This window comes from Bifidobacterium felsineum, assembly GCF_002802915.1.
In the GTDB taxonomy this organism is placed as follows: domain Bacteria; phylum Actinomycetota; class Actinomycetes; order Actinomycetales; family Bifidobacteriaceae; genus Bifidobacterium; species Bifidobacterium felsineum.
In genome coordinates this window covers 418,256-441,658 of the sequence record NZ_PEBJ01000001.1, presented here as the reverse complement: position 1 = coordinate 441,658, position 23,403 = coordinate 418,256, and the positions used below count along the sequence as shown (strand labels likewise).

General features: G+C 57.8%; 22 protein-coding genes and 3 tRNA genes. 11 read left to right on the top strand and 14 right to left on the bottom strand.

What is annotated here, in order from left to right:
• Positions 1–15 precede the first annotated feature (15 nt).
• Together rpmB and CSQ86_RS01725 are read right to left on the bottom strand one after the other, a co-directional pair.
• On the bottom strand, positions 16–210 hold the full coding sequence (rpmB, locus tag CSQ86_RS01730; protein ID WP_033890590.1) for a 50S ribosomal protein L28: 195 nt from the start codon (positions 208–210) through the stop codon (positions 16–18).
• Between the two features lie 218 nt (positions 211–428).
• Complete coding sequence (locus tag CSQ86_RS01725; protein ID WP_100493403.1) at positions 429–1,898, bottom strand: aminotransferase-like domain-containing protein; 1,470 nt, start codon at positions 1,896–1,898, stop codon at positions 429–431.
• Between the two features lie 288 nt (positions 1,899–2,186).
• Between CSQ86_RS01725 and CSQ86_RS01720 the strand changes: the two genes are divergently transcribed.
• The gene (locus tag CSQ86_RS01720) at positions 2,187–2,864 is read left to right on the top strand and encodes a LysE/ArgO family amino acid transporter (protein ID WP_100493402.1); all 678 of its coding nucleotides are present in this window, start codon (positions 2,187–2,189) and stop codon (positions 2,862–2,864) included.
• A 175-nt stretch (positions 2,865–3,039) separates the two neighbouring features.
• On the top strand, positions 3,040–4,056 hold the full coding sequence (locus tag CSQ86_RS01715) for a PfkB family carbohydrate kinase (protein WP_100493401.1): 1,017 nt from the start codon (positions 3,040–3,042) through the stop codon (positions 4,054–4,056).
• Between the two features lie 123 nt (positions 4,057–4,179).
• Here the strand turns inward: CSQ86_RS01715 and CSQ86_RS01710 are convergent, their stop codons facing one another.
• The 4 genes from CSQ86_RS01710 to CSQ86_RS01695 all read right to left on the bottom strand — a co-directional run bounded on the left by CSQ86_RS01710 (position 4,180) and on the right by CSQ86_RS01695 (position 6,708).
• Entirely contained in the window at positions 4,180–4,545 is a 366-nt protein-coding gene (locus CSQ86_RS01710; protein ID WP_100493400.1) for a VOC family protein, read from the bottom strand.
• Positions 4,546–4,656: 111 nt separating this feature from the next.
• Entirely contained in the window at positions 4,657–4,824 is a 168-nt protein-coding gene (locus tag CSQ86_RS01705; protein ID WP_100493740.1) for a Vacuole effluxer Atg22 like protein, read from the bottom strand.
• Between the two features lie 46 nt (positions 4,825–4,870).
• Entirely contained in the window at positions 4,871–5,431 is a 561-nt protein-coding gene (locus CSQ86_RS01700; RefSeq protein ID WP_100493399.1) for a hypothetical protein, read from the bottom strand.
• Positions 5,428–6,708, bottom strand: coding sequence for an MFS transporter (locus CSQ86_RS01695; RefSeq protein ID WP_100493398.1), 1,281 nt, complete (start codon positions 6,706–6,708; stop codon positions 5,428–5,430). The genes CSQ86_RS01700 and CSQ86_RS01695 overlap by 4 nt, the downstream gene beginning before the upstream one ends.
• A 300-nt stretch (positions 6,709–7,008) precedes the next feature.
• Between CSQ86_RS01695 and CSQ86_RS01690 the strand changes: the two genes are divergently transcribed.
• Both CSQ86_RS01690 and CSQ86_RS01685 read left to right on the top strand, forming a co-directional pair.
• Positions 7,009–8,262 (top strand): glycosyltransferase family 4 protein, encoded by a 1,254-nt coding sequence (locus CSQ86_RS01690; RefSeq protein ID WP_100493397.1) that lies wholly within the window; start codon positions 7,009–7,011, stop codon positions 8,260–8,262.
• Positions 8,263–8,362: 100 nt separating this feature from the next.
• Positions 8,363–9,886: an amino acid permease gene (locus CSQ86_RS01685; RefSeq protein WP_100493396.1), complete on the top strand. Its 1,524-nt coding sequence runs from the start codon at positions 8,363–8,365 to the stop codon at positions 9,884–9,886.
• Between the two features lie 52 nt (positions 9,887–9,938).
• Here CSQ86_RS01685 and CSQ86_RS01680 read toward each other — a convergent pair whose 3' ends face one another.
• Positions 9,939–10,613: an HAD-IA family hydrolase gene (locus CSQ86_RS01680; RefSeq protein ID WP_243387544.1), complete on the bottom strand. Its 675-nt coding sequence runs from the start codon at positions 10,611–10,613 to the stop codon at positions 9,939–9,941.
• A gap of 108 nt (positions 10,614–10,721) precedes the next feature.
• Between CSQ86_RS01680 and CSQ86_RS01675 the strand changes: the two genes are divergently transcribed.
• Positions 10,722–11,951, top strand: coding sequence for an esterase/lipase family protein (locus tag CSQ86_RS01675; protein ID WP_100493394.1), 1,230 nt, complete (start codon positions 10,722–10,724; stop codon positions 11,949–11,951).
• Positions 11,952–12,007: 56 nt separating this feature from the next.
• Here CSQ86_RS01675 and CSQ86_RS01670 read toward each other — a convergent pair.
• From CSQ86_RS01670 to CSQ86_RS01660, 3 genes are all read right to left on the bottom strand, one after another.
• Positions 12,008–12,080, bottom strand: a tRNA-Val gene (locus CSQ86_RS01670).
• Between the two features lie 41 nt (positions 12,081–12,121).
• A tRNA-Val gene (locus CSQ86_RS01665) sits at positions 12,122–12,193 on the bottom strand.
• Between the two features lie 41 nt (positions 12,194–12,234).
• A tRNA-Gly gene (locus tag CSQ86_RS01660) sits at positions 12,235–12,307 on the bottom strand.
• Between the two features lie 316 nt (positions 12,308–12,623).
• On the opposite strand from CSQ86_RS01660, the gene CSQ86_RS01655 reads away from it, so the two are divergent.
• The 6 genes from CSQ86_RS01655 (at position 12,624) to CSQ86_RS01630 (ending at position 18,772) form a co-directional block, all read left to right on the top strand.
• Positions 12,624–13,184, top strand: coding sequence for an NADPH-dependent FMN reductase (locus tag CSQ86_RS01655; protein ID WP_100493393.1), 561 nt, complete (start codon positions 12,624–12,626; stop codon positions 13,182–13,184).
• A gap of 312 nt (positions 13,185–13,496) precedes the next feature.
• Positions 13,497–14,036, top strand: a complete 540-nt coding sequence (locus CSQ86_RS01650; RefSeq protein ID WP_207761538.1) for a methylated-DNA--[protein]-cysteine S-methyltransferase — start codon at positions 13,497–13,499, stop codon at positions 14,034–14,036.
• Positions 14,037–14,234: 198 nt separating this feature from the next.
• On the top strand, positions 14,235–15,548 hold the full coding sequence (locus tag CSQ86_RS01645; protein WP_100493392.1) for a DUF2974 domain-containing protein: 1,314 nt from the start codon (positions 14,235–14,237) through the stop codon (positions 15,546–15,548).
• A 143-nt stretch (positions 15,549–15,691) separates the two neighbouring features.
• Entirely contained in the window at positions 15,692–16,345 is a 654-nt protein-coding gene (locus CSQ86_RS01640) for a TetR/AcrR family transcriptional regulator (protein WP_100493391.1), read from the top strand.
• Positions 16,346–16,426: 81 nt separating this feature from the next.
• On the top strand, positions 16,427–17,857 hold the full coding sequence (locus CSQ86_RS01635) for an aspartate ammonia-lyase (protein ID WP_100493390.1): 1,431 nt from the start codon (positions 16,427–16,429) through the stop codon (positions 17,855–17,857).
• A 117-nt stretch (positions 17,858–17,974) separates the two neighbouring features.
• Entirely contained in the window at positions 17,975–18,772 is a 798-nt protein-coding gene (locus tag CSQ86_RS01630) for a mechanosensitive ion channel family protein (RefSeq protein WP_100493389.1), read from the top strand.
• A gap of 75 nt (positions 18,773–18,847) precedes the next feature.
• Here the strand turns inward: CSQ86_RS01630 and CSQ86_RS01625 are convergent, their stop codons facing one another.
• The 4 genes from CSQ86_RS01625 to CSQ86_RS01610 all read right to left on the bottom strand — a co-directional run bounded on the left by CSQ86_RS01625 (position 18,848) and on the right by CSQ86_RS01610 (position 23,390).
• On the bottom strand, positions 18,848–19,963 hold the full coding sequence (locus tag CSQ86_RS01625; RefSeq protein ID WP_240542278.1) for a CPBP family intramembrane glutamic endopeptidase: 1,116 nt from the start codon (positions 19,961–19,963) through the stop codon (positions 18,848–18,850).
• A gap of 355 nt (positions 19,964–20,318) precedes the next feature.
• Complete coding sequence (locus CSQ86_RS01620) at positions 20,319–21,563, bottom strand: ABC transporter ATP-binding protein (protein ID WP_165773697.1); 1,245 nt, start codon at positions 21,561–21,563, stop codon at positions 20,319–20,321.
• Between the two features lie 4 nt (positions 21,564–21,567).
• Positions 21,568–22,461, bottom strand: coding sequence for an ABC transporter permease (locus tag CSQ86_RS01615; RefSeq protein ID WP_423734800.1), 894 nt, complete (start codon positions 22,459–22,461; stop codon positions 21,568–21,570).
• Positions 22,458–23,390: an ABC transporter permease gene (locus CSQ86_RS01610; protein WP_100493387.1), complete on the bottom strand. Its 933-nt coding sequence runs from the start codon at positions 23,388–23,390 to the stop codon at positions 22,458–22,460. Before CSQ86_RS01610 ends, CSQ86_RS01615 begins: the two co-directional genes overlap by 4 nt.
• Between the last annotated feature and the right edge of the window lie 13 nt (positions 23,391–23,403).

Sequence of the window (23,403 nt, the reverse complement as noted above, 5' to 3'; positions counted from 1 at the left end):
ACGTCAATACGTAATTCACGCGGCCACGCGCTGAACCTTGCCAGCCTTGAGGCACTTGCCGCACACGCGCAGGCGAGTGTTCTCGCCGTCGATGGTGGTGCGCACAGACTGCAGGTTCGGGCGGAAGGTACGCTTGGTACGACGATGCGAATGAGATACGGTGTAACCGGTCTGCGGACCCTTACCGCACACTGCGCAACGAGCTGCCATGATGGACTCCCTTAAACCTTGATGTTTCAAGTCTTTCACGCGTCCGACCGCCGGTTTTGCCCGACATGCCGAACACACAACTTCACAAATATATAGCTCAATACCGACAACCGCAACCCTTGCGTGTATTATGCCGCGGTATTCGCCGACCACGACTTTATCATCCCCCACTGCCAGAGCACATCACGCAACCCCGCCAATCCGGGCAGCCGCACATCTCACACCAGCGACGCGACCACTTCGGCGGCACACGCAAACTCTTCCGGCGTCGTGTACGCATAGCTCAAACGCAGCGAGTTGTCGCTGGCGAAATCATAGATATCGCCAGGATTAAGTAGCACGCCATGTTCGAGTGCGCGCTGGAAAAGACGCCCCATACGCACCGGCTCATCAAACGTCAACCAAATGTAAAAGCCGCCTTGCGGTACATTCCAGCGAGCGCGCCCCGAGAACAAGCGCTCCAGCGTCTCTACCGCGGCATCCCGCCGACGGCGCAATTCGGTGCGCAGCTGCTTCAAATATTCGCCATACATCCCGGAGGTGAGGAATCGCGCGAACACCCACTGACTCAGCGTGCTGGCACCATAGTCCATCTGCATTTTAACGTCGGCCAGACGATGCACGATTCGCTCGTCGGCCACTATCCATCCAATACGCAATCCCGGCGCCAGCGACTTCGATGCGCTTCCCACCGTGATCACCATGCCGGTGGTATCGAACGTCTTCAACGACTGCGGCACAGGACCGTCAATCACCAGATCTTGATAAGCGCAATCTTCGATAACCGGCAACCGACACTCCACACAAGCGTCAATCAGAGCACGCCGACGCTCGGCGGTCATGGTGATTCCAGTCGGATTGTGGTTTGTCGGAATGGTATACAGCACCGCGTCGCCACGCGCATGCGCCCCAAACGATGCATCAGGAAGTGCGGCACGCAGGGCCTCCATATTCAATCCTTGCGCATCCATGGGCACACCGGCAAGCTTCATTCCCGCCGATTGGAACACTTGCAAGGATTTGATATAGCTCGGCGCCTCCGCATACACGGTCGACCCTGATGACAGCAGGCTTACCGAAACCATCTGCAATCCCTGCAACGCGCCGGAAGAGACGAGCACCTGCTCCGGTCTGCAATCGACTCCCCACTGCTTCATATGCAGGGCGACTGCCTCACGCAGCACATCCAGCCCTTCGGGCGGTGGGTATCCAAGCGATTCAAGTTCCTCGGCGGCCTGACGCGCCACACACTTCCACATGTCACGCGGGAACAGCCTCGGATCAAGCTCGCCAGTGCCAAGCCGCACCTTAGTAGCATCGAACTCAAATCGATTGATGGCCTGAATCGTGGCATTGTTGGCTTTGAAGAACCCCGATGAGACATAATCCGCCCAATCAGGTGCGTTCGAAAGCATCAACGACCATGTATTGCTGACGATTCTGGTGCCGGCACCGTGACATCCTTCGATGATGCCGTAATCAGCCAGTTCCTCCAACGCTGCGATAATAGTGGACCGATTCACCCCAAACCGATCGGCCATGGCACGCTGGCTGGGCAACCTGGCTCCAATGGGCCACTCGCCTGAAGCGATGCGACCACATAAATACTCAACGATCTGTTCGGTGACCGACTTGCCGCCGGAACGATCAGGCTTCCAATCGATATCCAATGGTGCCATTCGAACCATAGTTCCGCCCCTCACTAGCCATGCATCATCGTCCAGCCAAATCCGTTTATCTCAGACCACATCAACTATTATCCAACCATTTGCACATATTTGGTTGGGTATTATCATCAGCACTTGGCTGGTTGCCGCAAATAGTTCACAGCATATCATGATGCAATGGCACTGGAAGATAAGGAATTAGCACCACATCCAGCCAACATATATACCTCAGTAGGATTACTTGTTTGGCTGGTTTTGGTTGGTCAGCAATAAACCAGCCAAACATATGTGAGGTAAGGAACGAACATTATGGGTCTGTATATTCAGGGATTGACGATGGGTCTTGCCTATACCGCACCCATCGGCATGCAGAATCTGTTCGTCATCAATTCAGCCCTGACCCGCACCCGACGCAATGCGCTTATCACGGCGTTGATCGTCATTTTCTTCGACATGGCACTGTCACTGTCCTGCTTCTTCGGCATCGGAGCACTGATGCAATCCCAACCATGGCTGGAAAACATTGTGCTTGGCCTGGGCGGACTGGTCGTAATCCGCATCGGACTCGGATTGGCGCTGCCAAGCCGCAAAGACGAGCCATCTCAATCTGCGAGCGCCAACACCGCGGCAACACCGGCGAACGCCACGGCCCAGCAGCACAGTGCACAGCATCTCGGAGCACAAGGCCTGCTCAATACCATCTGCACGGCATGCGCAGTCACTTGGTTCAATCCACAAGCCATCATCGACGGCACGTTGATGCTCGGAGCATTTGCCGCCACACTCAATGCTCAGCAGACCACTCCATTCATCACCGGAGTCGAAACCGCCTCCGTGCTCTGGTTCTTTGGCGTCACACTTATCGTCAACGCCTTCGCCCACAGGTTCAGCCCGCGTATCATCGATGTACTCAATCGCGTATGCGGCGGAATCATTACGTTGTATGGCATCAAACTGTTAGTCGATTTCGCGCTCGCGATGCTCTGAGCCATCAGCGAACCGGACAAATCACTCGATAATTACTCAATAAGACTCGCCGTTTTGTCTATTCCCAGCGCAGCTGTCTCTCTTATAATCTCGATATAAGAGACTTGAGGAGCGAAGGGGCTCCCGCGGCGCGGAAACGAGCCACGTATGTTGAATAATGCCGAAGGAGGCTGTCATGTTGGATCTCAGGCGAGGTATCGGCACCCATCAACCAAGCGTCATTTCGCTGGGCCAGGTGTGGGTAGACATCATGATGAACGTGGATGAGATTCCTCCACAAGGCGGATTCGCTGTGGCCGACCATCCCAAGCCCTCGATCGGCGGCAGCTACCGCGTGCTCGAGGCGGTCAGCCGCATGGGCGTGCAAGCCGAGCATGCCGGCATTCTCGGCAACGGCTTGTGGGCCAACTTCATTCGCCAATCGTTCCAAGATAACGGCATCAACCATATCGGCCAGGATCGCCTGGACGAGGACTCAGGCTTCCGTGTGGTGTTGAGCTCCGGAGATCCAAAGAAAACGTTTATTGCCTCCTATGGCGCCGAGGCACACGGCGGCGCGGATACGTTCGAGATGCTGGAGCCGCAGAATCATGATGTGGTGCATATCAGTGGCAATACGCTGATGGATCACACAGCTGCCGGCGTGGATGGCTTCCTCTTACAGGCCGGTACCGATCCCGCCACACGCGACTATGCGCTCGTGATCAATCCGACCAACACACTTCGCCTGGTGAACGACCATATGCTTGAGGATTTGGTGCTGGCTCGCCCGATCTGGTCCTGCAATCGTCAGGAGGCGATGACGCTGGCCGAACGCCTTGGCGCGCCGATCGATGACAGCAAAGTGACCATCGGCGGTGGGCTCGATGATTTCATGCATCAGCTATGCGATGGGCTCGGCCACACGTTGCGTGCCCCGCTGGTGGTGCGCGTGGGTTCCTTGGGCGCCTGGGTGCGCGAGCCCGGCGGAGAAACCATTCATGTCCCAGGCTTCCCCACCAAGGCCGTGCATACACGCTCCGCAGGCGGATGCCACACCGGTGTGATGTGCGCCATGCTGGCCGAAGGCCGCGATCTTACCGATGCGGTCAAACTGGCCAACGCCGCCACCTCCATCGCCATCTCCCGCAGCCGCAACGGCATCCCGCAGTGCCCGGACTACGACGAGGCACTGGCGCTGCTCAAGAGCTGATGCAGCAGCCCAGCGCGGCAATCCAGTGCAATAATCAATGCAATAGGCCGGTTTGGCGGCGATGGTATGAATCATCGCCATCAAACCGGCCTATCAATGTTTCAGCTCAACAATATGAATTAATTACTGCAGGCAGGCTTCGATATTGTTGCCGTCCGGGTCATGGATGAACGCGGCGTAATACGTCGGTCCATAGTTCGGGCGAGGACCAGGCTGGCCGTTATCGGTGCCGCCAGCGGCCAGACCGGCCGCATGGAACGCTTTGATCGCATCCTCATCGGCGGCGCGGAAGGCCAGATGGGTGGGCACCACCGGGTTGCCATCCTTCGGAGATTCCAGCCAGACGCTGTCTCCGTCCTTTTCGTTGGCGAAGCACACGGCACCCGGGAAATCATGCTTCTTCACATATCCCAGCGGAGCCAGCAGCTGCTCATAGAACGCAGCACGCTCGTTGGCATCCTTCACAAACAATCCAACATGATCAATCATGACAGCCTCCTTAAGTCCGACTGACTGACGATACGCAGAACCACATCGATTCCACTATCCCCAGTGTAGTGGCAGCAGCATCGGTCAAGCCAGCTTGGGCAACGAAAGAAATCATGCCGTTTTGGTCGGATCCTTTTGGAGGGTGAGGAAGACGAGGGCTACGACCAGGAGGATGGCGATGGAGAGCACGCCGAAGCTGGCGTTGCCGGTCAGGGACGTGGTGGTCGCCACGAGGAACGTGCCCAGAATCGAGGCCGTCTTGTTCCAATCTGCGTGCAAAGGGGAGCAGGTCGGAAAGAATCGGCGGGCGACACGGGCGGGCGGCTCACCGCTTGCCGCGCAGATTGTAGGGATCGTAAGTTCCGGCATCGTCCGGCCGGCCGGCCCGAGTACGCCGTTCCTCGCGGATCTCCTCAAGCGTTTCGCGGTTCAGCTTCCGCAGTTCCCCCGTCCGGCGCTCGATCACGCTCTCATCCTCACCCTTCCACGGCCGCTCGAGACCGATGAGTTCCGCCAATCGCACCGCACCCATCGCCATGCATGCGGCGGCCATCATCGTCGCATCCTCGTGCAGCAGCGCCGCCAGCCACGGCAGAACAAACGGAATCAGCACCTTAAGAGCGATTAACGGCCACGGCATCCTCGGCTGGGTACGTCCGGTTCTCCGCCACACCGCATAGTCGATGCGCGCGTCGATCAGCGACAGCAACACCCACGCCACAAACAGCAGTGCCGCCAGCTCCCCGCCATCGAACGCCACGCGCATCGCGAACCGCAGCCCGATCCACGCGATCAGCGCACTCGCCGGAAACGAGACGACCACGTCCAGCAGCAGATGTCCGCCGAGCACATGTCCGTATTTCGGCTTGCGGCCATCCGTCGTCACGCCGCAGCCTTCGTCGGGTCCTTCTGCAGCAGAAGGAACACCAGCGCGGCCACGAGCAGGATCGCGATCGACAGCACGCCGAGACTCGCGTTACCGGTCAACGATGTGGTGGTGGCGACCAGGAACGTGCCGAGAATCGAGGCGGTCTTGCCGAAAATATCGTAGAAGCCGTAGTACTCGTTGGCGTGGTCCTTCGGGATGATCTTGCCATAGTAGGAGCGGCTCAACGCCTGGATTCCACCTTGGAACATGCCGACCAGAATCGCCAAAATCCAGAACTCGACCGCGGACTTCAGGAAGAACGTGGCAAAGAACACGATGCCCATGTATGCCACCACAGCGGCGGTGATCATCGGCTTGCAGCCGAAGCGGCCGGCCAGACGACCGTACAGAATCGCGCAGGGGAAGGCCACGAACTGGGTGACCAGCAAGGCCACCACCAGCTGGGTGGAGTCGATGCCGAGCTGCGTGCCATAGGACGTGCTCATCGAAATCACAGTATTCACGGCATCGATGTAGAAGAAGAATGCAATCATGAACATCCACAGCGGCTTGTTCTTGACGATCTTGCCGAACGTGGAACCGAGCTCGGTGAACGTGCCGCGAATCGCCTCATGCGCATGGTCGCGAGTGGCGCGATAGTGCACCTGGCGGTAGCTGGTGATCAGCGGGATGGTGAACGCCACCCACCAGATTGCAGTAATCACGAAGCTCGCGCGCGTGCAGGCCACGGTGGACCAATCAAACAGCGCAGGTCCGCCGAAAATCAGCGCGATGCACACGATGAACGGCACTGTGGAGCCCACATAACCCCAGCCGTACCCATGCGACGACACCTTATCCATACGCTCGTTGGTGGTCGTGTCGATCAGCATCGAATCATAGAACGTCAGCGAACCGTTGAGGCCGATTGTGGCGAGCACATAAATAATCAGGAATGGCAGCCAGGTAAGCGGCAACGCCATCGCGCAGCACATCACCACGCCGGTGCCGAAGAAGCCTAGGAAAAACTTGATTTTCATGCCTTGCACATCGGCGATGGAGCCCAGCAATGGCATCAGCAATGCGATGACCAGCGAGGCAATCGTCTGTGCATAGCCCCAGGCCGACACGATGTTGCCGTCCGCGGGCATCAAGGATTTTGCATAAATCGGGATGACTGCCGTGGACAGCAGCACGAACGCCGAATTGCCGACGTCATAGATAATCCACTTCTTCTCGCGGGTCGATAGTTTATTCGTATTGTTCGCGGGCGATGATGCGATGGCAGCGCTCATACATTACTCCTGGAAAAATTCATGACTGCATCAATCGTAAAAGCGAAGAATATCAGCGGGATGCCGTTTTAGTTGAACGGAGCGTGAACAATATTGCGATTCATGCCCATGCCACTGCACGCCGCATAGGAGTATTGCACCTTCAGCGTCGCTACAGTTTCCCCCTGCATGGCAAACAATAAGAGAACAGCACGGTTACACACTGTAAACCGGCGTAATTTCAACGAATCGGCAATGTAGCATGGTCTGCTGTAACCAAGCAAGCAGGGCGCGATAAGCACTGAGGATGGCTCTCTCTTCATGAATTCGAATTACACCGAAGACGGGCATCGACCTTTATCGGTACTGGTGGTCAGTGAATCGTCGCTCGAGCAGACCAATGGCGTATCCGGTAGCGTCAAGCATATTCTCGACCGGCTCAGCGAGCGAGGGTTCACCGCCCGCGTCATTGCACCTCAGCCGGCTCCCGCAAACGGCACCTACGCGGGATTTGCGGTGGACGAAGTGCCGACCGTGCCAATCCAGAAGTTCAATGTCGCTATCTCCCCGAAAACACCAATCATCCAATCCATTGAAAACGGTCCGAAACCGGACATCATCCACGTCGCCGCGCCAATTTCTAAGCTCGGCCATGCCGCGCTGATCGCCGGCGAAGAACTCGGCGTGCCAACCGTGGCCATCTATCAGACCGACGTGGCGCAATATGCGCGCCGATTCGCCCGGCAAGCGGTGGACGGTGTGGCGGATGGCGTGGCACCGCACCGCACCGGATGGCTGCGTAAAGTCAGCAAGGCGGCGGGCGAGAAGGCCGAAGACATCGTAGCCAAACGCATTGCGCAGATGCACAATATGGCCACGTTGACCCTTGCACCCACCGATCAGGCACGCAAACGACTTGAATCATTCGGCGTGCAGCCTTCTCTGATTCAGCTGTGGGGCCGCGGAGTCGATTCAGCATTGTTCAATCCTGTGCGCGCCACGGATGCGCGAGCCGCGCAATGGCACCGCAAATGGAGCCATGACGGCACCAGACCCGTGATCGGCTATGTGGGTCGTCTGGCACCTGAAAAACAGGTCGAGTTGCTTGAGGCGCTCAACAACCTCAATGTGCAGCTGGTGGTGGTCGGCGGTGGCCCTATGGAAGGCGAACTGCGTGAACGGCTGCCGCATGCGGTGTTCACGGGCATGCTGCACGGCCTCGACCTTGCCGATGCCTACGCCGCATTGGATATCTTCGTACACACCGGCAATGAGGAGACGTTCGGCCAGACCATTCAGGAAGCCATGGCCTCCGGACTACCGGTGATCGCGCCGGCCAGCGGCGGACCGATTGACTTGGTCGACACCAATGTGACCGGACTGCTGTACCGCCCCAACGATGAGGATGATTTGCGCGCTTGCGTGGACCGGCTCATCGAAGACAAGCCATTGCGCCGACTGATGGGCGCCAACGGGCTCGCCGCCGTGCAAGGACGCACATGGCCGATGATGGTGGACCGGCTCATCGAGTATTACCGTCTGGCCATGGATCTCAATCTCGCCCGCCGCGCATAAATAAATGCCGGCTCGGGTCGCCGCGTAGCCCCGTCCGCGTATACTGTTCCGGGCCGTATTGAGCGGCCCAACGGAACGTACGCATGTCAGAGAGAGCAACATGAGTCAACCCGACACCGATATGGCGGCACAGTCGCCGTCTACACAGAACGCCGACGACGATAACACCATCGAAGCCGCAACAGAGCCGAACCGCATCGGCAAGGACCACACCAAGCATGCGCTGCACACGAATCTGAAGCGCGGCATGGAATCACGCCATCTGCAAATGATTTCGCTCGGCGGCGTGATCGGCACCGGCCTGTTTTTGAGCTCCGGCTACACCATTCAACAAGCCGGACCGATGGGCACGATTCTGGCGTACGCCATCGGCGCAGTGATTGTGTATCTGGTGATGCTGACGCTTGGCGAGCTTTCCGTGGCCATGCCGGTCACCGGCTCGTTCCATGTGTACGCCGAGAAGTTCATCGGCCCCGGCACCGGCTTCGTGATTGCAATCCAATATTGGCTCACCTGGACCGTGGCGCTTGGCTCTGAGTTCACGGCAGCCGGCTTGCTGATGCAACGCTGGTTCCCGGATACGCCAACATGGGCATGGTCAGCGGCATGCATCGTGCTGATTTTTACCCTCAATGCTCTATCCGTGCGATTCTTTGCAGAGGCGGAGTTCTGGTTCGCTTCCATTAAAGTATTTGCCATTTGCGCATTCATCGCCATCGGTTTGCTGGCGATTTTCGGCATCATTCCGATGAAGGGCTACACGCACGCTCCGATGTTCGGCAATCTGGTAAAGGACGGCATCTTTCCGAATGGCTTTATGCCGGTGTTCGCCACAATCCTGACCGTGAACTTCGCGTTCTCCGGCACCGAGCTCATCGGCGTGACCGCCGGCGAGACCCGCGATCCGGAAACCGCCGTGCCGAAGGCCATCCACACCACGCTGTGGCGTCTGGTGCTGTTCTTCATCGGCTCGATTGTGGTGATGTGCGCGTTGATTCCGTGGCGCCAAGCCGGCGTTGGCGAAAGCCCGTTCGTACTGGTGTTCAGCTCCATCGGCATCCCGTATGCCGCAGATATCATGAACTTCGTGGTGCTGACCGCCGTGCTCTCCGCTTCCAATTCCGGCCTATATGCTTCCACACGCATGGTGTGGTCGATGGGTCACGAAGGCATGATCCCGCATTGGTTCGCCAAGACGAACCGGCACGGCGTACCGGTGCTGGCCCTATGCACCGCTATGGCCGGTGGCCTGTTGGCCCTGCTCTCTTCCGTAGTGGCCGCTTCCACCGTATATCTTGTGCTGGTGGCGCTTTCCGGCCTTTCCGCCGTGGTGGTGTGGATCGCCATCGCCTACTGCCAGATTGTGTTCCGCAAGCGCTGGATCGCCTCCGGCCGCACGGTGGATGAGTTGAAGTACCGCACGCCCGGCTATCCGTGGACCTCGTGGGGTGCGTTCATTCTGTGCACCGCCTCGTTCCTGCTGGTCTTCTTCGACAAGGAACAGCGGTTCGCACTGGGTGCGGAATTGGCGTTCCTCGCCCTTTGCTATGCCGCGTACTTTGTGCAACAGTGGTGGCGCAAGAAGCATCCGCGCGAGGAAGACGAGCCGCTTCAGCTGCCGTGATGCACGCTGCCTCTTTGGAGCCCATCCTGTCAATGCAGGGTGGGCTCCTTGATTATGCAAACAGCTGGGCGCGCAGCGCTACGGCATCGGTAAAGCGAATGCCGTGAAGCCCTGCCGCAGTACCGGCCTCGGCATTCCATGGCTTGTCATCCACAAAGGCCGTATGCGCAGGATTCACGCCGAAATGATTAATAGCACGACGGAAGATTTCCGGGTCGGGCTTGTGAATCCGTTCAGCGCTGGAGACCACAACATCCTTGAGCAGTCGCAATGGAGGGAACAGTTCCTGAGCTGCCTCAACATACTTGACCGTGAAATTAGTCAACCCCCAGCAACGCACACCAGCATCATCCAAATCATGCACAATCTCAGGCATTCCCGGCAGCATGCCGACCAATGCCAGTCGCTGGCGGTCAAAATACAGTCGGAAGGCTTCAAGCGCCGCCTCCGCAGAGAGTCGCTCATCATCGTCACCGGCTGACATATCGGCTTGCACACTGTTGCCCAAGCCGTGATGTTCGGCATAATCGGCCAGAACCCTTTCCTCACTCCAGCCGAGATCGGAGAGCTCGTCGTAATGCCAGAAACCATACGGATCATTGCGGTCGAACAGGCGATCCATCACTGCTTCGGGAACCTGATCTTCCAGGGGCACACGAGGTTGCCAATCGACGAGCACATCGCAGAAATCGAAAATCACATCGGAATATTGCGCTAATCCAGCCATGCTGCACATGGTAGACCCCGCACAGAATCATCGGCCACAAAAATCCTTACACTTTTTGTTCATCTCGGCCAAAGTGTGCGGGGATTGCTCACGCCTACCATAGGCATTATGACCGGTCGCATTGCCGCATGCCGCTTCGGCGTCATTATGCTCAGGATTTTCTGGTGGACCACACTCATCGCCACCGCGGCGCTCGCCGCTTCTCTCATTACCATGCTAACTTCCGACTGGCCGGCGACTTGGGCGAACGGCTGGCCGGGCTGGGCAATCGCAGTAGCCATCACCATCATCGTCGAATCCATCATCTTCTGGATCGGTATTATCACCGTCTACATCACATCAGTGCAGCTTGGCATCAAAATTCGAGTTATCGGCGTGCTGTGCGGCTGGATTCCCATCGCCAACCTTATTGCGCTGCGTCTCATCATCCGCACGGTGAGTGAAGAAGTGCGTTTCGAATCGGCAAAAGAGCGACTGGACCGCTCTCGTGCCGCGGCGCGCATCTGCGCCACGCGCTACCCCGTGCTGCTTGTGCACGGCGTGTTCTTCCGCGACACGAAGGCATTGAACTATTGGGGGCGTATACCGGCTGAATTGCAACGCAATGGCGCGGTGATTTATTACGGCAATCATCAGTCCGCCGCATCGGTACCGGATGCCGCGCGAGAGTTGACCGATCGTATCCGCCAAATCGTCCAGACCACCGGCTGCGGCAAGGTCAATGTGATTGCACATTCCAAAGGTGGCCTCGATATGCGCTATGCCATCGCCCGCTGTGGAGCGGCACCGTATGTCGCGTCGCTCACCACGATTAATACGCCGCATCGTGGCTGCGGTTTTGCCGATTACCTGCTGGAGAAGATCCCGCTTGCCACCCAAAAGCAGGTGGAGTCGGCGTACAATGCCGCAGCATCGCATCTGGGCGATAAGCAACCTGATTTCATGGCCGCCGTACATGATTTGACCCAGGCCGGATGCGCTCGGCTTAATGCCGAGATCGGCGATAGCAACGAACTCAGTGGCAGTGCGAGCATTGCAGGGCCATTCGCTGGAATCGTTTGTCAAAGCGTCGGGTCCAAACTGGCGCACGCCACCACCGGTAAGTTTCCGCTCAATTTCACGTACCCGCTGGTCAAATGGTTCGATGGCCCGAATGATGGGCTGGTGGCCCAACCGTCTTTCCCATGGGGAGAGCACTTCACCTGGCTGGAGCCGAACGGCACTCGAGGCATTTCGCATGCCGATATGATTGACCTCAATCGCGAGAACATTCCAGGATTCGACGTGCGTGAGTTCTATGTGCAGATCGTGGCAGCGCTGAAGCAGCGTGGTCTGTAGAACTGCGAAAAACCGGAAAACAAAAAAAATCCCACCTCACCGGGTGGGATATCGGGTGGGCGATGTAGGAATCGAACCTACGACCCCTTCGGTGTGAACGAAGTGCGCTAGCCGCTGCGCCAATCGCCCGATCGGCATAGAAAAACCGGCTTAACGCCGGCCTATGCGAGTGGGCGATACAAGATTCGAACTTGTGACCCCTTCCGTGTCAGGGAAGTGCGCTACCACTGCGCCAACCGCCCGGGTCATCCATCAGACTGAATCAATCATTCAATCTTCCGAGAGCGGACAACGGGACTCGAACCCGCGGTCTCAACCTTGGCAAGGTTGCGCTTTACCAACTAAGCTATGTCCGCATGTGTTGTTTGAAGCAACAGGTGAATAAGATACGCTACTTTGGGAAAAAATGCATCATCGCCGCGTGTCTCCGCAGAATTTCAAGGTTTTTACATCAGTACACGCACCGCGCTACGTCGTCTCGACTCATTGCAACAAACCTTCACTTCGGCGACACACCGGGTGCATCAAACTTCCGCCTTGCGCGAAGAGTTTGTCAGATATATCGGCGCACAATGGTCGAGGAAATACAAGCCCGGTTTGCGCCAGCCTCACGAACGAATTACTTCGCGGGTCACGAAACGCAACCGGGGGCCATACAGCAAGGAGATTATTATGACCAAGCTTCTGTTCGTCGTGGGCAGCCTGCACAAGAACGGCTTCAACCACCAGCTGGCCGAAGAGGCCAAGACCCTGATTGGCGACCGTGCCGAGGTGGAGTTCCTGGATTACGCCGACGTGCCGTTCTTCGATCAGGACGTTGAGTTCCCGAACCCGCCGGCAGCCGTCAACGCCGCCCGCAAGGCCGTTGTTGAGGCCGACGGTGTGTGGATCTTCTCCCCGGAGTACAACTACAGCTACCCGGGCGTGCTGAAGAACCTGCTCGACTGGCTGTCCCGTCCGCTGGAGCCGTTCCCGGCCGAGTCCGCTTCCGTGCTGGCCGGCAAGAAGGTCGCCATCTCCTCTGTCGCCGGTCAGTCCGCCGGTGCCGGCACCCGCGCCAAGCTCAACGAGGTGCTGGGCTTCAACAAGGCTGAGGTGCTGCCCGTGGACGAGCAGGCTGGCTTCGCCCTGGCTCCTGAGGCTTGGGGCACCGGCGAACTGGGCCTGACCGACGAGGATAAGGCCAAGCTTGCCGCCGAGGCCGACGCCTTCCTGAAGTTCGTCGAGGCCTGAACTACACATCAAGAGCTCTAGAGCATCCGAAACCCTGTCAATCGATAGTGATTGACGGGGTTTCTGCGTTACGAGGGGCTGATTTCAGCTTTCCGGAAGGTCTATCTGCGCTACGAGGGATTCCTCTGCGTGCAGACCGTAAGTAGAAATGACGCCACCGCATTGCAGTTATGCGGTTTTGAGGTGCCGATTACTTGGCGAGGAACCCCTTGTAACGCAGATAGATGTCTCGAGAACCCCAAATCAACCCCTGCTAAGCGAGATATCCCTCGCCAAACGCTGTGATGCCATAGATTGCACGATAATGGACGCATGACGCGATCATCGTTGTTCCACAACACCGTCGAAACTCCCATCGGCCGCATGATCATGGGATCAGACGGCGAAGCTCTTACCGAGTTATGTCTTGAGGATTGGTGGTGGGCCAAACCGGTGGCACCGAATTCACCGCATTCGAACGATATCGCCACTCTGCCCGTATTCCTTCAGACACGTGAGTGGCTCGACGCCTATTTCGCAGGCGAGCGCCCAAGCATTGATTCAGCTCCCCCACTGGCCGCGCACGGCACCGCGTTCCAGCATGAGGTTTGGCAGCTGGTGGCCGAAATCCCATATGGACAAACCGTGAGCTATGGCGAGCTTGCCGCCGAACTGGCCGAGCGGCGAAGCGGCGGGCGCATGGCGGCTCAAGCGGTAGGCGGTGCCGTGAAACGCAATCCCATCACTATCATCGTGCCATGCCACCGCGTGGTTGGCTCCGGGCGTTCGTTCGGCGGATATGGTGGCCGCCTGGATGTGAAAGCCGAACTCTTGGAGCACGAGGGTGTCAACCTCTCCCGCTTCGACCTGTGATCCGTTGATTCTCTAATCCGTGCGCGCCATTCCCCTACGAGCCATTCCTATACCCGCCCCTATACCAACACCACCACGAAAAATGCCGGGAAAACCTCCGAACAGCATGCGCAATTATACAATCTTCAAGCAAAACGCGAATAATGGAAGGTGCTAGCAATCATCAATGCGGGCACGAGTGAGCAAGGAGGGCACGGCATGAGCAGCATCATCGATTACGCGCACACCGAAGAACGCCCTTTCACCGAGTTGCCATTCAATGAAGTCGATGCGCTGATCATCGCAACTCTGGTCTATGAAGATGTGGCCAGCATCAGTCCCATGCTCATGTTGGATGAATCCCAGCAGCAAGCGCCGTCCGGCGGCTCCTTCGCTTCGCGTTTACGGGCGTTTGAACCCAAGCACCCCGTTATCTGGTTGAAGAATCTCTGGCATCCCGCACTCGAATCGGTAAGCCTTGCCGAGGCGAATCAGGAGCTTCATCGCTCACTTGCGTCCGCAGCCGATGACAAGCCTCACGAACCTCAAGTAGTGTCAGTAATCGACCCTGATCTTACCCATGATTTGTTCCAAACCTGCGCGCATTCCCCGCGCTTTGCCGATGTGCGTCTTGGCGCGGTGGTCGAGCACATCAATCTTGGCGAGCAGACGCAGTTCGCGGCTGCGACTTTCCAATTGCCGGATGGACGTAACCGCCGCAATCCCACGCATAAGGGCACGCTGGTCATCTCCTTCCGCGGCACCGATGATTCCCTGATCGGCTGGAAGGAGGACTTCAACATGACCTTCCAGTACCCGGTGCCCGCACAGCGCGCAGCCAGCGCCTATTTGGACACGGTGGCACGACTATGGGCCGGCCCGATCATCCTGGTCGGGCATTCCAAGGGCGGCAATCTGGCCATTTACGCCGCGATGAACGCCGAAGCCAGTGTGCAGAAGCGCATTCGCCACGTCTATTCACTCGACAGTCCCGGCTTCCCGCCTCATGTGGTCTCCAGCCCCGCCTATCTCGTCATACAGCCGAAAGTGACGAAAATCGTACCGAGCTCGTCGATTGTCGGTATGATTTTCGACACTCCGGAACCATGCCGCGTGGTCGCCTCCGACTCACAGGGCATCATGCAGCACTCCGCCTATACCTGGCAGGTCGACGGCGATCGTTTCGTCACCGAATCAGACCTCAGTTCCAGTTCGCAACTCTTCAACGAGGAGCTGAACCAGTGGATCACCAATCTCACCACCGAGCAACGCGAGCGTGCGGTTGACGCTTTGTTCACCGTACTGGGGGCCACAGGCGCGAACAGCTTCAGTGAGATGATGAGCCGATTCCCCGCCTCGCTGCCTTCGATGTTCGGCGCTTTTGTGGGTTTGACTCCGGAAGATCGCCGGCACCTGACTTCGGCATTACTGATTCTGCTCAAAGCATCGACTGCCAAAAACAGCACGGCAAAGCCAGCTCCGGAACAGAAGTCCGGCACTGCCATGCCTGAAGAATTGCCATCTGAACAATAATTGTTTTCGCTTGCCAAAAATTAGTTGGATTGTATAATAATTTTCAAAATTAGACATGATGACTACATTGCTTCCGTTTGCGATGCAGACATCAGAACAGAGGAAATCAACAACCAGCAATCACGAGGAACGAAGAGGAAACAATGTCACGCCCACGCCATGACTCCGAAGTGCTTCCCGCCAAAGACCGACTCGAAAACGCTTTCTGGGAACTACTTGCCGACCGCGACTATCGCAAAATCACCGTCACCGACGTGGTGCACGAAGCCGGCGTGAACCGCAATTCCTTCTATTACCACTTCTCCAGTCTCCCCGAACTGGCCGATTCCGCCATCATGCATCAGGTGGAGGCCATTCCAATCAATCAAGCCCCTGACCCAAGCGGCGATCCGGAGGAACAATGGCGCGAGCGCGTTACCGCCCTGCTATCCGACCCCAATCAACATCGGCGTCTCGACCGATTGGCTTTGCTCGCCGGCCCCCACAGCACGGTTGAACTCGGCGAATCATTGCGCGACTTCGCCCGCCTGCAGATGATCAGCATGCTGCAAAAGGATCCGGACAACCTTGACCTGAAAACCGATCTGATGGTCGAATTCTCCGTTGGCGGCATGCTGTCCGTACTGCAGCGCTGGCCGGAATTGAGTGACACCATCGAGCTCAAGGATCTGCTCAAGGAAGATGTGGCCGTGCTGGCCATGGGCATTTATCTGGCCATGAGCCGCGAGAATATGCTCACCTACTGGAACCGCATCTTTGCGCATACCTCGCAAAACCGAACGCCTAATAAACCTTAGGACCATTCTGAGAGGTTTCTCACAAGGCGCAATCTGCCGCAGTGCTGGCGTTTCAGCCTCGCACACAGGAAGATGGACAGTATGAGCGAACAGAACACAACCCGTTTGGAACATGACTGCATCGGCACGAAGGAAGTGCCGAACAATGTGTATTGGGGCATCCACACCCAGCGCGCCATCGAGAACTTCCCTGTTTCCGGCATCACGGACGGCCAGCATCCCGAGCTGATTCGAGCCTATGCCACGGTAAAGCGCGCATGCGCCATCGCCAACGAGGAGCTTGGCCTCCTGGATCACACCAAGGCCGAGGCAATTCGCCAGGCTTGCCAGGAGATCGAGCTCGGCAAGCTGGCCGACCAGTTCCCCGTGGACGTGATGCAAGGCGGTGCCGGCACTTCGGCGAACATGAACATGAATGAGGTCATCGCCAATCGCGCGCTGGAAATCTCCGGGCATAAGCGTGGCGACTATACGTATATCCACCCGAACGACGACGTCAACGAATCCCAATCCACCAATGACACCTACCCGGCCGCTTGCAAGCTTGCATTGATTGACGCTATTGGACCGTTGGCCGAGGCCACGAAGAAGCTTGCCAAGGCCTTCCATGATCTGGCGGACAAACACATCAATGACGTGACCATCGGCCGCACGCAGCTTCAGGACGCCGTGCCCATGACATACGGCCAAGAGTTCCACGCTTTCGCCACGCTGTTGAAGTCCGATTTGGCGGCGTTCGACCGCGTGGTACCTTTACTGGCCCAATTGAATCTCGGCGCAACCGCCATCGGCACCGGCATCTGCGCGGACCTGCGCTTCCGCAAATCCGCAACCGAGCATCTGGCCAATATCACCGGCCTGCCCATCACCGCGGCTCCCGACCCCGTGGCCGCCATGACCGATATGGGAGCCTATGTGGCCACGTCCGCCGCCGTCAAAAGCCTGGCCGTGCACCTGAAGAAGGCCGCCGACGATCTACGCCTGCTCAATTCCGGCCCGCGTTGCGGTTTCAATGATCTCAATGTTCCGGCACGCCAAGCCGGTTCATCGATTATGCCCGCCAAGGTGAATCCGGTGATTCCCGAATGCGTGAACCAGTGCTGCTTCACGATTTTCGGCATGGATGTGACTGTGAATTGGGCGGTTGCCGAAGGCCAGTTGCAGCTCAACGCGTTCGATCCGGTGATGGTGCACGAGTTGCTCACCGGCATGGCGCTGCTGACACGCGCCATGACCATCTTCCGCATCAATTGCGTGGAAGGCATTGAGATCAACGCCGAAATCGGCCGCGCGTACGCACAGTCCTCGCCATCCATCGCCGCCGCGCTTAACCATTACATCGGCTACGAGAAGGCCGCCGACATCGCGGCCGAAGCCGTGCACTCCGGCCGTTCGGTGCGCGAGGTGGCTGGCGAGCGCACCAATCTGCCGGCCGAGCAGCTGGATGAGATTCTCGATCCGATCCGCTTGGCTCGAGGGCTCGGCCAGACCTGCCGCGAGCACCAGGAGTAACGGGCAGACGGCCGCCGGTCATCGAAAACAGCCGTGCGGCCGTTTTATATCTTTATATTCAGCGAACCTCCACCATTCTCCACAGCTTCGCCCAAATCACCCGATACAGTGGGCAGTATGGGTGATTTTGAAGTAAACGTTGCGCAATGGTTCCATGCGAATGCCGGTCGATTGATTTGGCTGGTGCTGATGATTGCGGTGGCATTCGTTGCCGACCGCTTCCTGAGCCGTCTGCTGAGAAAAGTGCTGGATAACTCCCAGATTCCCAGCGCTTCGATTTTCGTGAATCTGACGCGTGTGCTGATTTGGGTGGCGGCAATCGCGATGGTGCTGCAACCAGTGTTCGGCATCAATCCGACCACGCTGGTCACCGCCCTTGGCGTCGGCGGCGTTGCCCTCTCCCTGGGCCTCAAGGATACAATCGCGAATGTAATCGGCGGCTTTGGTCTGATGCTTGGCCGCGTGATTCAGCCGGGTGATTTGGTGACAGTGCAGGGCGTGACCGGCGTTGTGCACGATATTACGTGGCGTCACACCGCCGTCCGCACACGTGGCGGCGACATCATGGTTATTCCGAATTCCGTGCTCAATACGGCGGCCCTGACCAAACTGGCTCCACTGACCGAAAGCATGACGAAGCTTGAATTCACGGCGAAAGCCTCCAGCAATCCAGATACCGTGAGCCGCGATATTTTAGGGCTCGTCAGTAAGGCCACTGCGGATGTGGCTCTTGAAGGACAACCACCGCTGGTGAAGTTCACTGGGTTCTCGCCGTATGGCATTACCGGCGAGGTGCTGCTGTTCGCACGCCAAGGAGTGCTGCTCTCCACGATTCGCGACAAGGCCGCTCGAGCCATCGCGGAATCAGATCAGCAGTATCTGGTGGAGGACGGCGGTTCGTCCGACAACCTGTAAGAGCAGCACATATGGAAACAGCCAAGACTGCATTGAGTCTTGGCTGTTTCCATATCGACGCAACTATCGGATGCCTTACACAAACAGCATCCACACAGTCAATCCCACGGTCAGCAGTATGTAGACAATCACACCGGGATTCGCATATGCGGTACGCACCTTGAGACCAGCCGGCAGCTCTTCGGGGGCGGGATAGAATTCCCAGCGTCGTTGCTTGAACCAACGCACCAACAGCACGACGCCGGCAATAATCAGAGCGAACATTGCCATTGAATAGAATCCGAATATCTCCAAACCGACGGAGTTGCCGCTCTCCGTCATACGCATGATCTCGCTTTGGCTCATCTGCCCGCTCAACAGCTTGGGATCAACCAAGCGAAGCAGCATTGGAGCAAGTACGCTTCCGTTGAGATTAATCAGCATATGTATGGCTATGGTGTAGCGAAGCTTCGAGGTGCGCGTGTACACATATCCAAGAATCAGTCCCAGACCAAACGCATAGAAGAACTGGAACAGATTCATATGGAACAGGGCGAACGCCAACGACGAAAAGACGATCGCGGTTTTCTCCCCATACCGGCGGGTGCGGGAGATGATTTCCTTACGGCAAATCCATTCCTCAAATATTGGGGCCAGAATGCCGATAAAAAGCGCATTCATCCACCAGTCGTTCTCCGCCATCAAGCCCGTGAGCCTATTAGTGGCCTGACCATCCGTCATTACAGCGGAGAGGATATTACCAATGAAACTGCCCGCATACATCACGGGCACGCACATGATGAGCAATTGAATGAATTCATTGGACTTCATAGAGTACTGGCGGGTTTTGATCGCCGGCACCAACCTGAAGATCAGCATGCTCAGAGGCATCGCCACCACATAAAGAGGGCCCGAGGAGGCCAGTAAAAATGCCCAGGCAGGCGCATTGGCGCCGAAGAACTGGTGCAAAGCGCCGGTGGCCAAGAAGTTCAATCCAAGCCAAAACACCATCATCACCGTGAGCGCGGCGCCAATCAGCGCGAAACGACGATGAGCCACGAACCACCAGTTGCGCTGGGGTTGGGGCTCGGGCTGCTGAAGTTGCGGCTGCTGGGGCGTTCCCGACTGTTGCGGTTGCTGAAGATTGTGTTGTGGCAGAGGCGGCGTTGACTGTTGCTGCGATTCATCGGGCTGCGGCATTGGCTGGCTCATACTCATCCCCCACTCGGTACGGCTCGAATCTCTTGTTCTTAAGGATACGGCACACAATGCGGCAACGGTAGCGGCTTAAATTCTCAATTTAACACCTCACTTCGTGAAAAAGAGCCGCTGACGGATACTCAGTGGCTTAAATTCTCGATAGAAACACACAATTCATGAAAATACGCCACTGAGTCGTCGTCATCAGTTCATTTTCACGAACTATGGCCTCGTTTCGAAAATTTAAGCCACTGACAATGACTCAGTGGCTTGTTTTCACGAAGACAGCGTTATTTACGAAAAAATGAGCCACCGGCATTACTGCTGGCGGCTCATTCTATCTAGCTATCAAAAAATCAGCGAGAAATCAGCAAGCGAGCGCGGCGACCGGGCGCGGCGTGATAATCACGTCGTCGCCAGAAGCCAAACCGGCAGGCAGTTCGTTAGCCGGCAGCTGCACGGTGACCTTGAGCTGTTCGCCCTTGTTCCAGCGCTGGAATTCGCTAGACGTAATCACGGTGTCCACACGCACCAGGGAGCCGAGGAAGTGGATGACCTCCACGCGGGCGTGCTCGCCGACCTTGGAATCGTATTGGTCAGGCAGCGACAGCGCGAGGTTCTCCGGGCGTACCAGCACGGCGACCGAATCACCCTTGGCGGAGCCGGCAATCAACGGCAGACGCTGGCCGAAGACCACGGCCTCCTCACCGTTGGAGGCGCCAGGCAGACGGTTGGTCAGGCCGATGAAGGTTGCCACGTATTCGGTGGCTGGGCGCTGGTAGAGGTCCTGCGGGGCGGCGATCTGCTCGATCTTGCCCTTGTTCATCACGCCGATGCGATCGGCCACAGCCAGGGCTTCCTCCTGATCGTGGGTCACGAACACGGTGGTGGTGCCGGTGCTGAGCTGAATGCGGCGAATCTGGTCGCGCAACTGCACACGCACCTTGGCGTCCAGTGCGGAAAGCGGCTCATCCAACAGCAGCACGCGTGGCTTGATGGCCAGTGCGCGGGCCAGGGCCACACGCTGCTGCTGGCCGCCGGACATCTGCTGGGTGTACTTCTTGGCCTGATCGGCCAGACCCACCAGTTCCAGCTGCTCCATGGCAACCTTGCGGCGCTCTTCCTTGCTCACACCACGTACTTCGAGACCGAATTCCACGTTTTCGAGTGCGGTCATATGCGGGAAGAGGGAGTAAGCCTGGAACACCATGGCCATCTCACGCTTGTTCACCGGCACGCCGGTCACATCCTGGCCGCCAACCATGATGCGGCCACCCTGAATGTCTTCAAGGCCGGCCAAGGAGCGCAGGGCCGTGGACTTGCCGCAACCGGAACCACCGAGCAGCACAACCATTTCGCCGGGCTTGATGTCCAGGTTGAAATCATCCAATGCGCGCTTGTTGGCACCGGGGTAGATCTTGACAACATCCTGCATCTGGATGGAACCGCCGCCGCGCTTGGCAGAGTCCTTCAGCAGCGCCTTGGCGGCCTTGGTCACGTCCTTACCCTTCACGCCCTCAAGGGTCGCGGTTGGGTCGTTCTTGAACGCGTCTTCAGTGGCAGCAGCGCTGGCAGCGATAGGAGTAGTCGCAGTATTGCGTTCTACGGTCATGGTTTTACTTACCTTCCTTAGACTTGCGCATCGCGTCGGAGATCAGATCGAGCGCGACGAGCAGCACCACGCCGAAGAGCAAGGCAAGCAGCGACATGGCGGTGGAGATTTGAGAGTTGGATTGGCCGAGCTGGTAGAGCGCGACCTGCAGGTTCATACGGCCGAGCAGCGAGGCGACGGTGTATTCGCCCAGCACCACAGCGATGGAAATGAAGGAGGCAGAGAGAATCGACTGCCACAGGTTCGGGATGATCACGCGGAAGAAGACCTTCGGCCACGAGGCGCCAAGCGAACGAGAGGCCTCAACCAAGGTCTTCACGTCGATGGAATTCAGACCCACTGCAATCGCACGGAAGGCGAACGGCATAACCAGGATCACATAGGCGAAGCACAGCCAAATCGGGTTGGTGTTGAGCACATCGGCGGACAGCCAGCGATAGATCGGGCCCAGACCCACGACCAGCACGATGGCCGGAATGGTCAGCGGCAGGGTTGCCACCCATTCGATTGCGCGCTCCAATGCCTTGGAACGGATGTGCACAATCACCATCGTGGGGACCATGAGCAGCAGCATGAGCACCACAGTGACCACGCTCAGCGCCAGCGAGGTGCCAAGACCCTGCCACAACACGGTCAGATCAGCGCCCAAGGATTCGCCGTTACCGGTGAAAATCGCAATCCAAGGAGCGGCGGACCAGCGACCGGACAGCGGATGGCGCAGGGTGAAGATCAGCATGGCCAGCAACGGCACGAACAGGAAGGCCAGCGTCACGAACAGAATCACGAACTTGATGATGCTCTGCTTGCGCACGCGTGCGGCACGCAGCTGCGGCGGCTTCACTGCGGAAGCTGCAGCAGCCACGGCAGTCGTTTCACTCGTCGTAGAGGTTTCGTTCACTGCCAACGTCCGGCCCTCTTTTCTACAGCGTGGCTCAGCAGCATCACAATGGCCACGACCACAATCATTGCGAATGCCAGCACCTGTGCGAAGCCCTGCTGGTTGGCATCCATTTCGTTACGCATAGCACCCTGAATCATCAGCGGCACCAGAATCGAGCGCTGAGAGAACAAGGCGGCTGCGGTGGCATATGCGGAGAACGCGGAGGCGAACAGCAGCAGGAACGCGGAGATGAAGCGGGGTGCCAGAATCGGCAGGGCCACACGCGTCCAGTACTGGAAGGTGTTGCCGCCTAAGGATTCGCAGGCTTCACGCCACTGCGGGCGAATCGAATCGACCGCTGGCAGGAAGATGATGATCATCAGTGGAATCTGGAAGTAGCAGTAAATCGTGATCAGACCGGGCAGGGAGCTCAGCCAATTCGGGTTCACGGTGTATCCGGTCAAGGTCTTGATCAGCATGGTACCGATGCCGTTGATGCCGATGGTGGCGATGAATGCGAATGCCAGCATCACGCCGCCGAACTGGGCGAGTACGGAGGAGATGGCGGAGACCATGCGGCGCAGCAGGCCGTTCGGCTTGGCACCGATCACCAGCGCGTAGGAGGCGAGGCCACCTACCACGGCGCCGATCACCGAGGATGCGATGGAGACCAGGATGGAGGTGATGAATGCGGCGATGGTGTTCGGCGCGAACAGGTTATTGAAGTTCGCGAGGGTAAAAGCGCCATTGCGATCTTGGAAGGCACCGACGATCACAATCACCGTAGGTGCCAGCAGGAAGCATGCAGTGTAGGCGAAGAACGGCAGGGAGACGGCGATAGTGCCGAGTTCCTGACGATGCTTGGCCAGCGCTGAGGAGGCAGAAGATGCGGAAGGACCCGCCGCCTTGGCGGCGGCAGGCCCGTTCTGTGCGATTGCAGCGGTCATAATATGTTCAGAC

Excerpts from the sequence above, each read along its gene's own strand:
- rpmB (WP_033890590.1), bottom strand. The coding sequence starts at position 210 with ATGGCAGCTCGTTGCGCAGTGTGCGGTAAGGGTCCGCAGACCGGTTAC.
- CSQ86_RS01725 (WP_100493403.1), bottom strand. The coding sequence starts at position 1,898 with ATGGTTCGAATGGCACCATTGGATATCGATTGGAAGCCTGATCGTTCC.
- CSQ86_RS01720 (WP_100493402.1), top strand. The coding sequence starts at position 2,187 with ATGGGTCTGTATATTCAGGGATTGACGATGGGTCTTGCCTATACCGCA.
- CSQ86_RS01715 (WP_100493401.1), top strand. The coding sequence starts at position 3,040 with ATGTTGGATCTCAGGCGAGGTATCGGCACCCATCAACCAAGCGTCATT.
- CSQ86_RS01710 (WP_100493400.1), bottom strand. The coding sequence starts at position 4,545 with ATGATTGATCATGTTGGATTGTTTGTGAAGGATGCCAACGAGCGTGCT.
- CSQ86_RS01695 (WP_100493398.1), bottom strand. The coding sequence starts at position 6,708 with ATGAGCGCTGCCATCGCATCATCGCCCGCGAACAATACGAATAAACTA.
- CSQ86_RS01690 (WP_100493397.1), top strand. The coding sequence starts at position 7,009 with ATGAATTCGAATTACACCGAAGACGGGCATCGACCTTTATCGGTACTG.
- CSQ86_RS01685 (WP_100493396.1), top strand. The coding sequence starts at position 8,363 with ATGAGTCAACCCGACACCGATATGGCGGCACAGTCGCCGTCTACACAG.
- CSQ86_RS01680 (WP_243387544.1), bottom strand. The coding sequence starts at position 10,613 with ATGGCTGGATTAGCGCAATATTCCGATGTGATTTTCGATTTCTGCGAT.
- CSQ86_RS01675 (WP_100493394.1), top strand. The coding sequence starts at position 10,722 with ATGACCGGTCGCATTGCCGCATGCCGCTTCGGCGTCATTATGCTCAGG.
- CSQ86_RS01655 (WP_100493393.1), top strand. The coding sequence starts at position 12,624 with ATGACCAAGCTTCTGTTCGTCGTGGGCAGCCTGCACAAGAACGGCTTC.
- CSQ86_RS01650 (WP_207761538.1), top strand. The coding sequence starts at position 13,497 with ATGACGCGATCATCGTTGTTCCACAACACCGTCGAAACTCCCATCGGC.
- CSQ86_RS01645 (WP_100493392.1), top strand. The coding sequence starts at position 14,235 with ATGAGCAGCATCATCGATTACGCGCACACCGAAGAACGCCCTTTCACC.
- CSQ86_RS01640 (WP_100493391.1), top strand. The coding sequence starts at position 15,692 with ATGTCACGCCCACGCCATGACTCCGAAGTGCTTCCCGCCAAAGACCGA.
- CSQ86_RS01635 (WP_100493390.1), top strand. The coding sequence starts at position 16,427 with ATGAGCGAACAGAACACAACCCGTTTGGAACATGACTGCATCGGCACG.
- CSQ86_RS01630 (WP_100493389.1), top strand. The coding sequence starts at position 17,975 with ATGGGTGATTTTGAAGTAAACGTTGCGCAATGGTTCCATGCGAATGCC.
- CSQ86_RS01625 (WP_240542278.1), bottom strand. The coding sequence starts at position 19,963 with ATGAGCCAGCCAATGCCGCAGCCCGATGAATCGCAGCAACAGTCAACG.
- CSQ86_RS01620 (WP_165773697.1), bottom strand. The coding sequence starts at position 21,563 with ATGACCGTAGAACGCAATACTGCGACTACTCCTATCGCTGCCAGCGCT.
- CSQ86_RS01610 (WP_100493387.1), bottom strand. The coding sequence starts at position 23,390 with ATGACCGCTGCAATCGCACAGAACGGGCCTGCCGCCGCCAAGGCGGCG.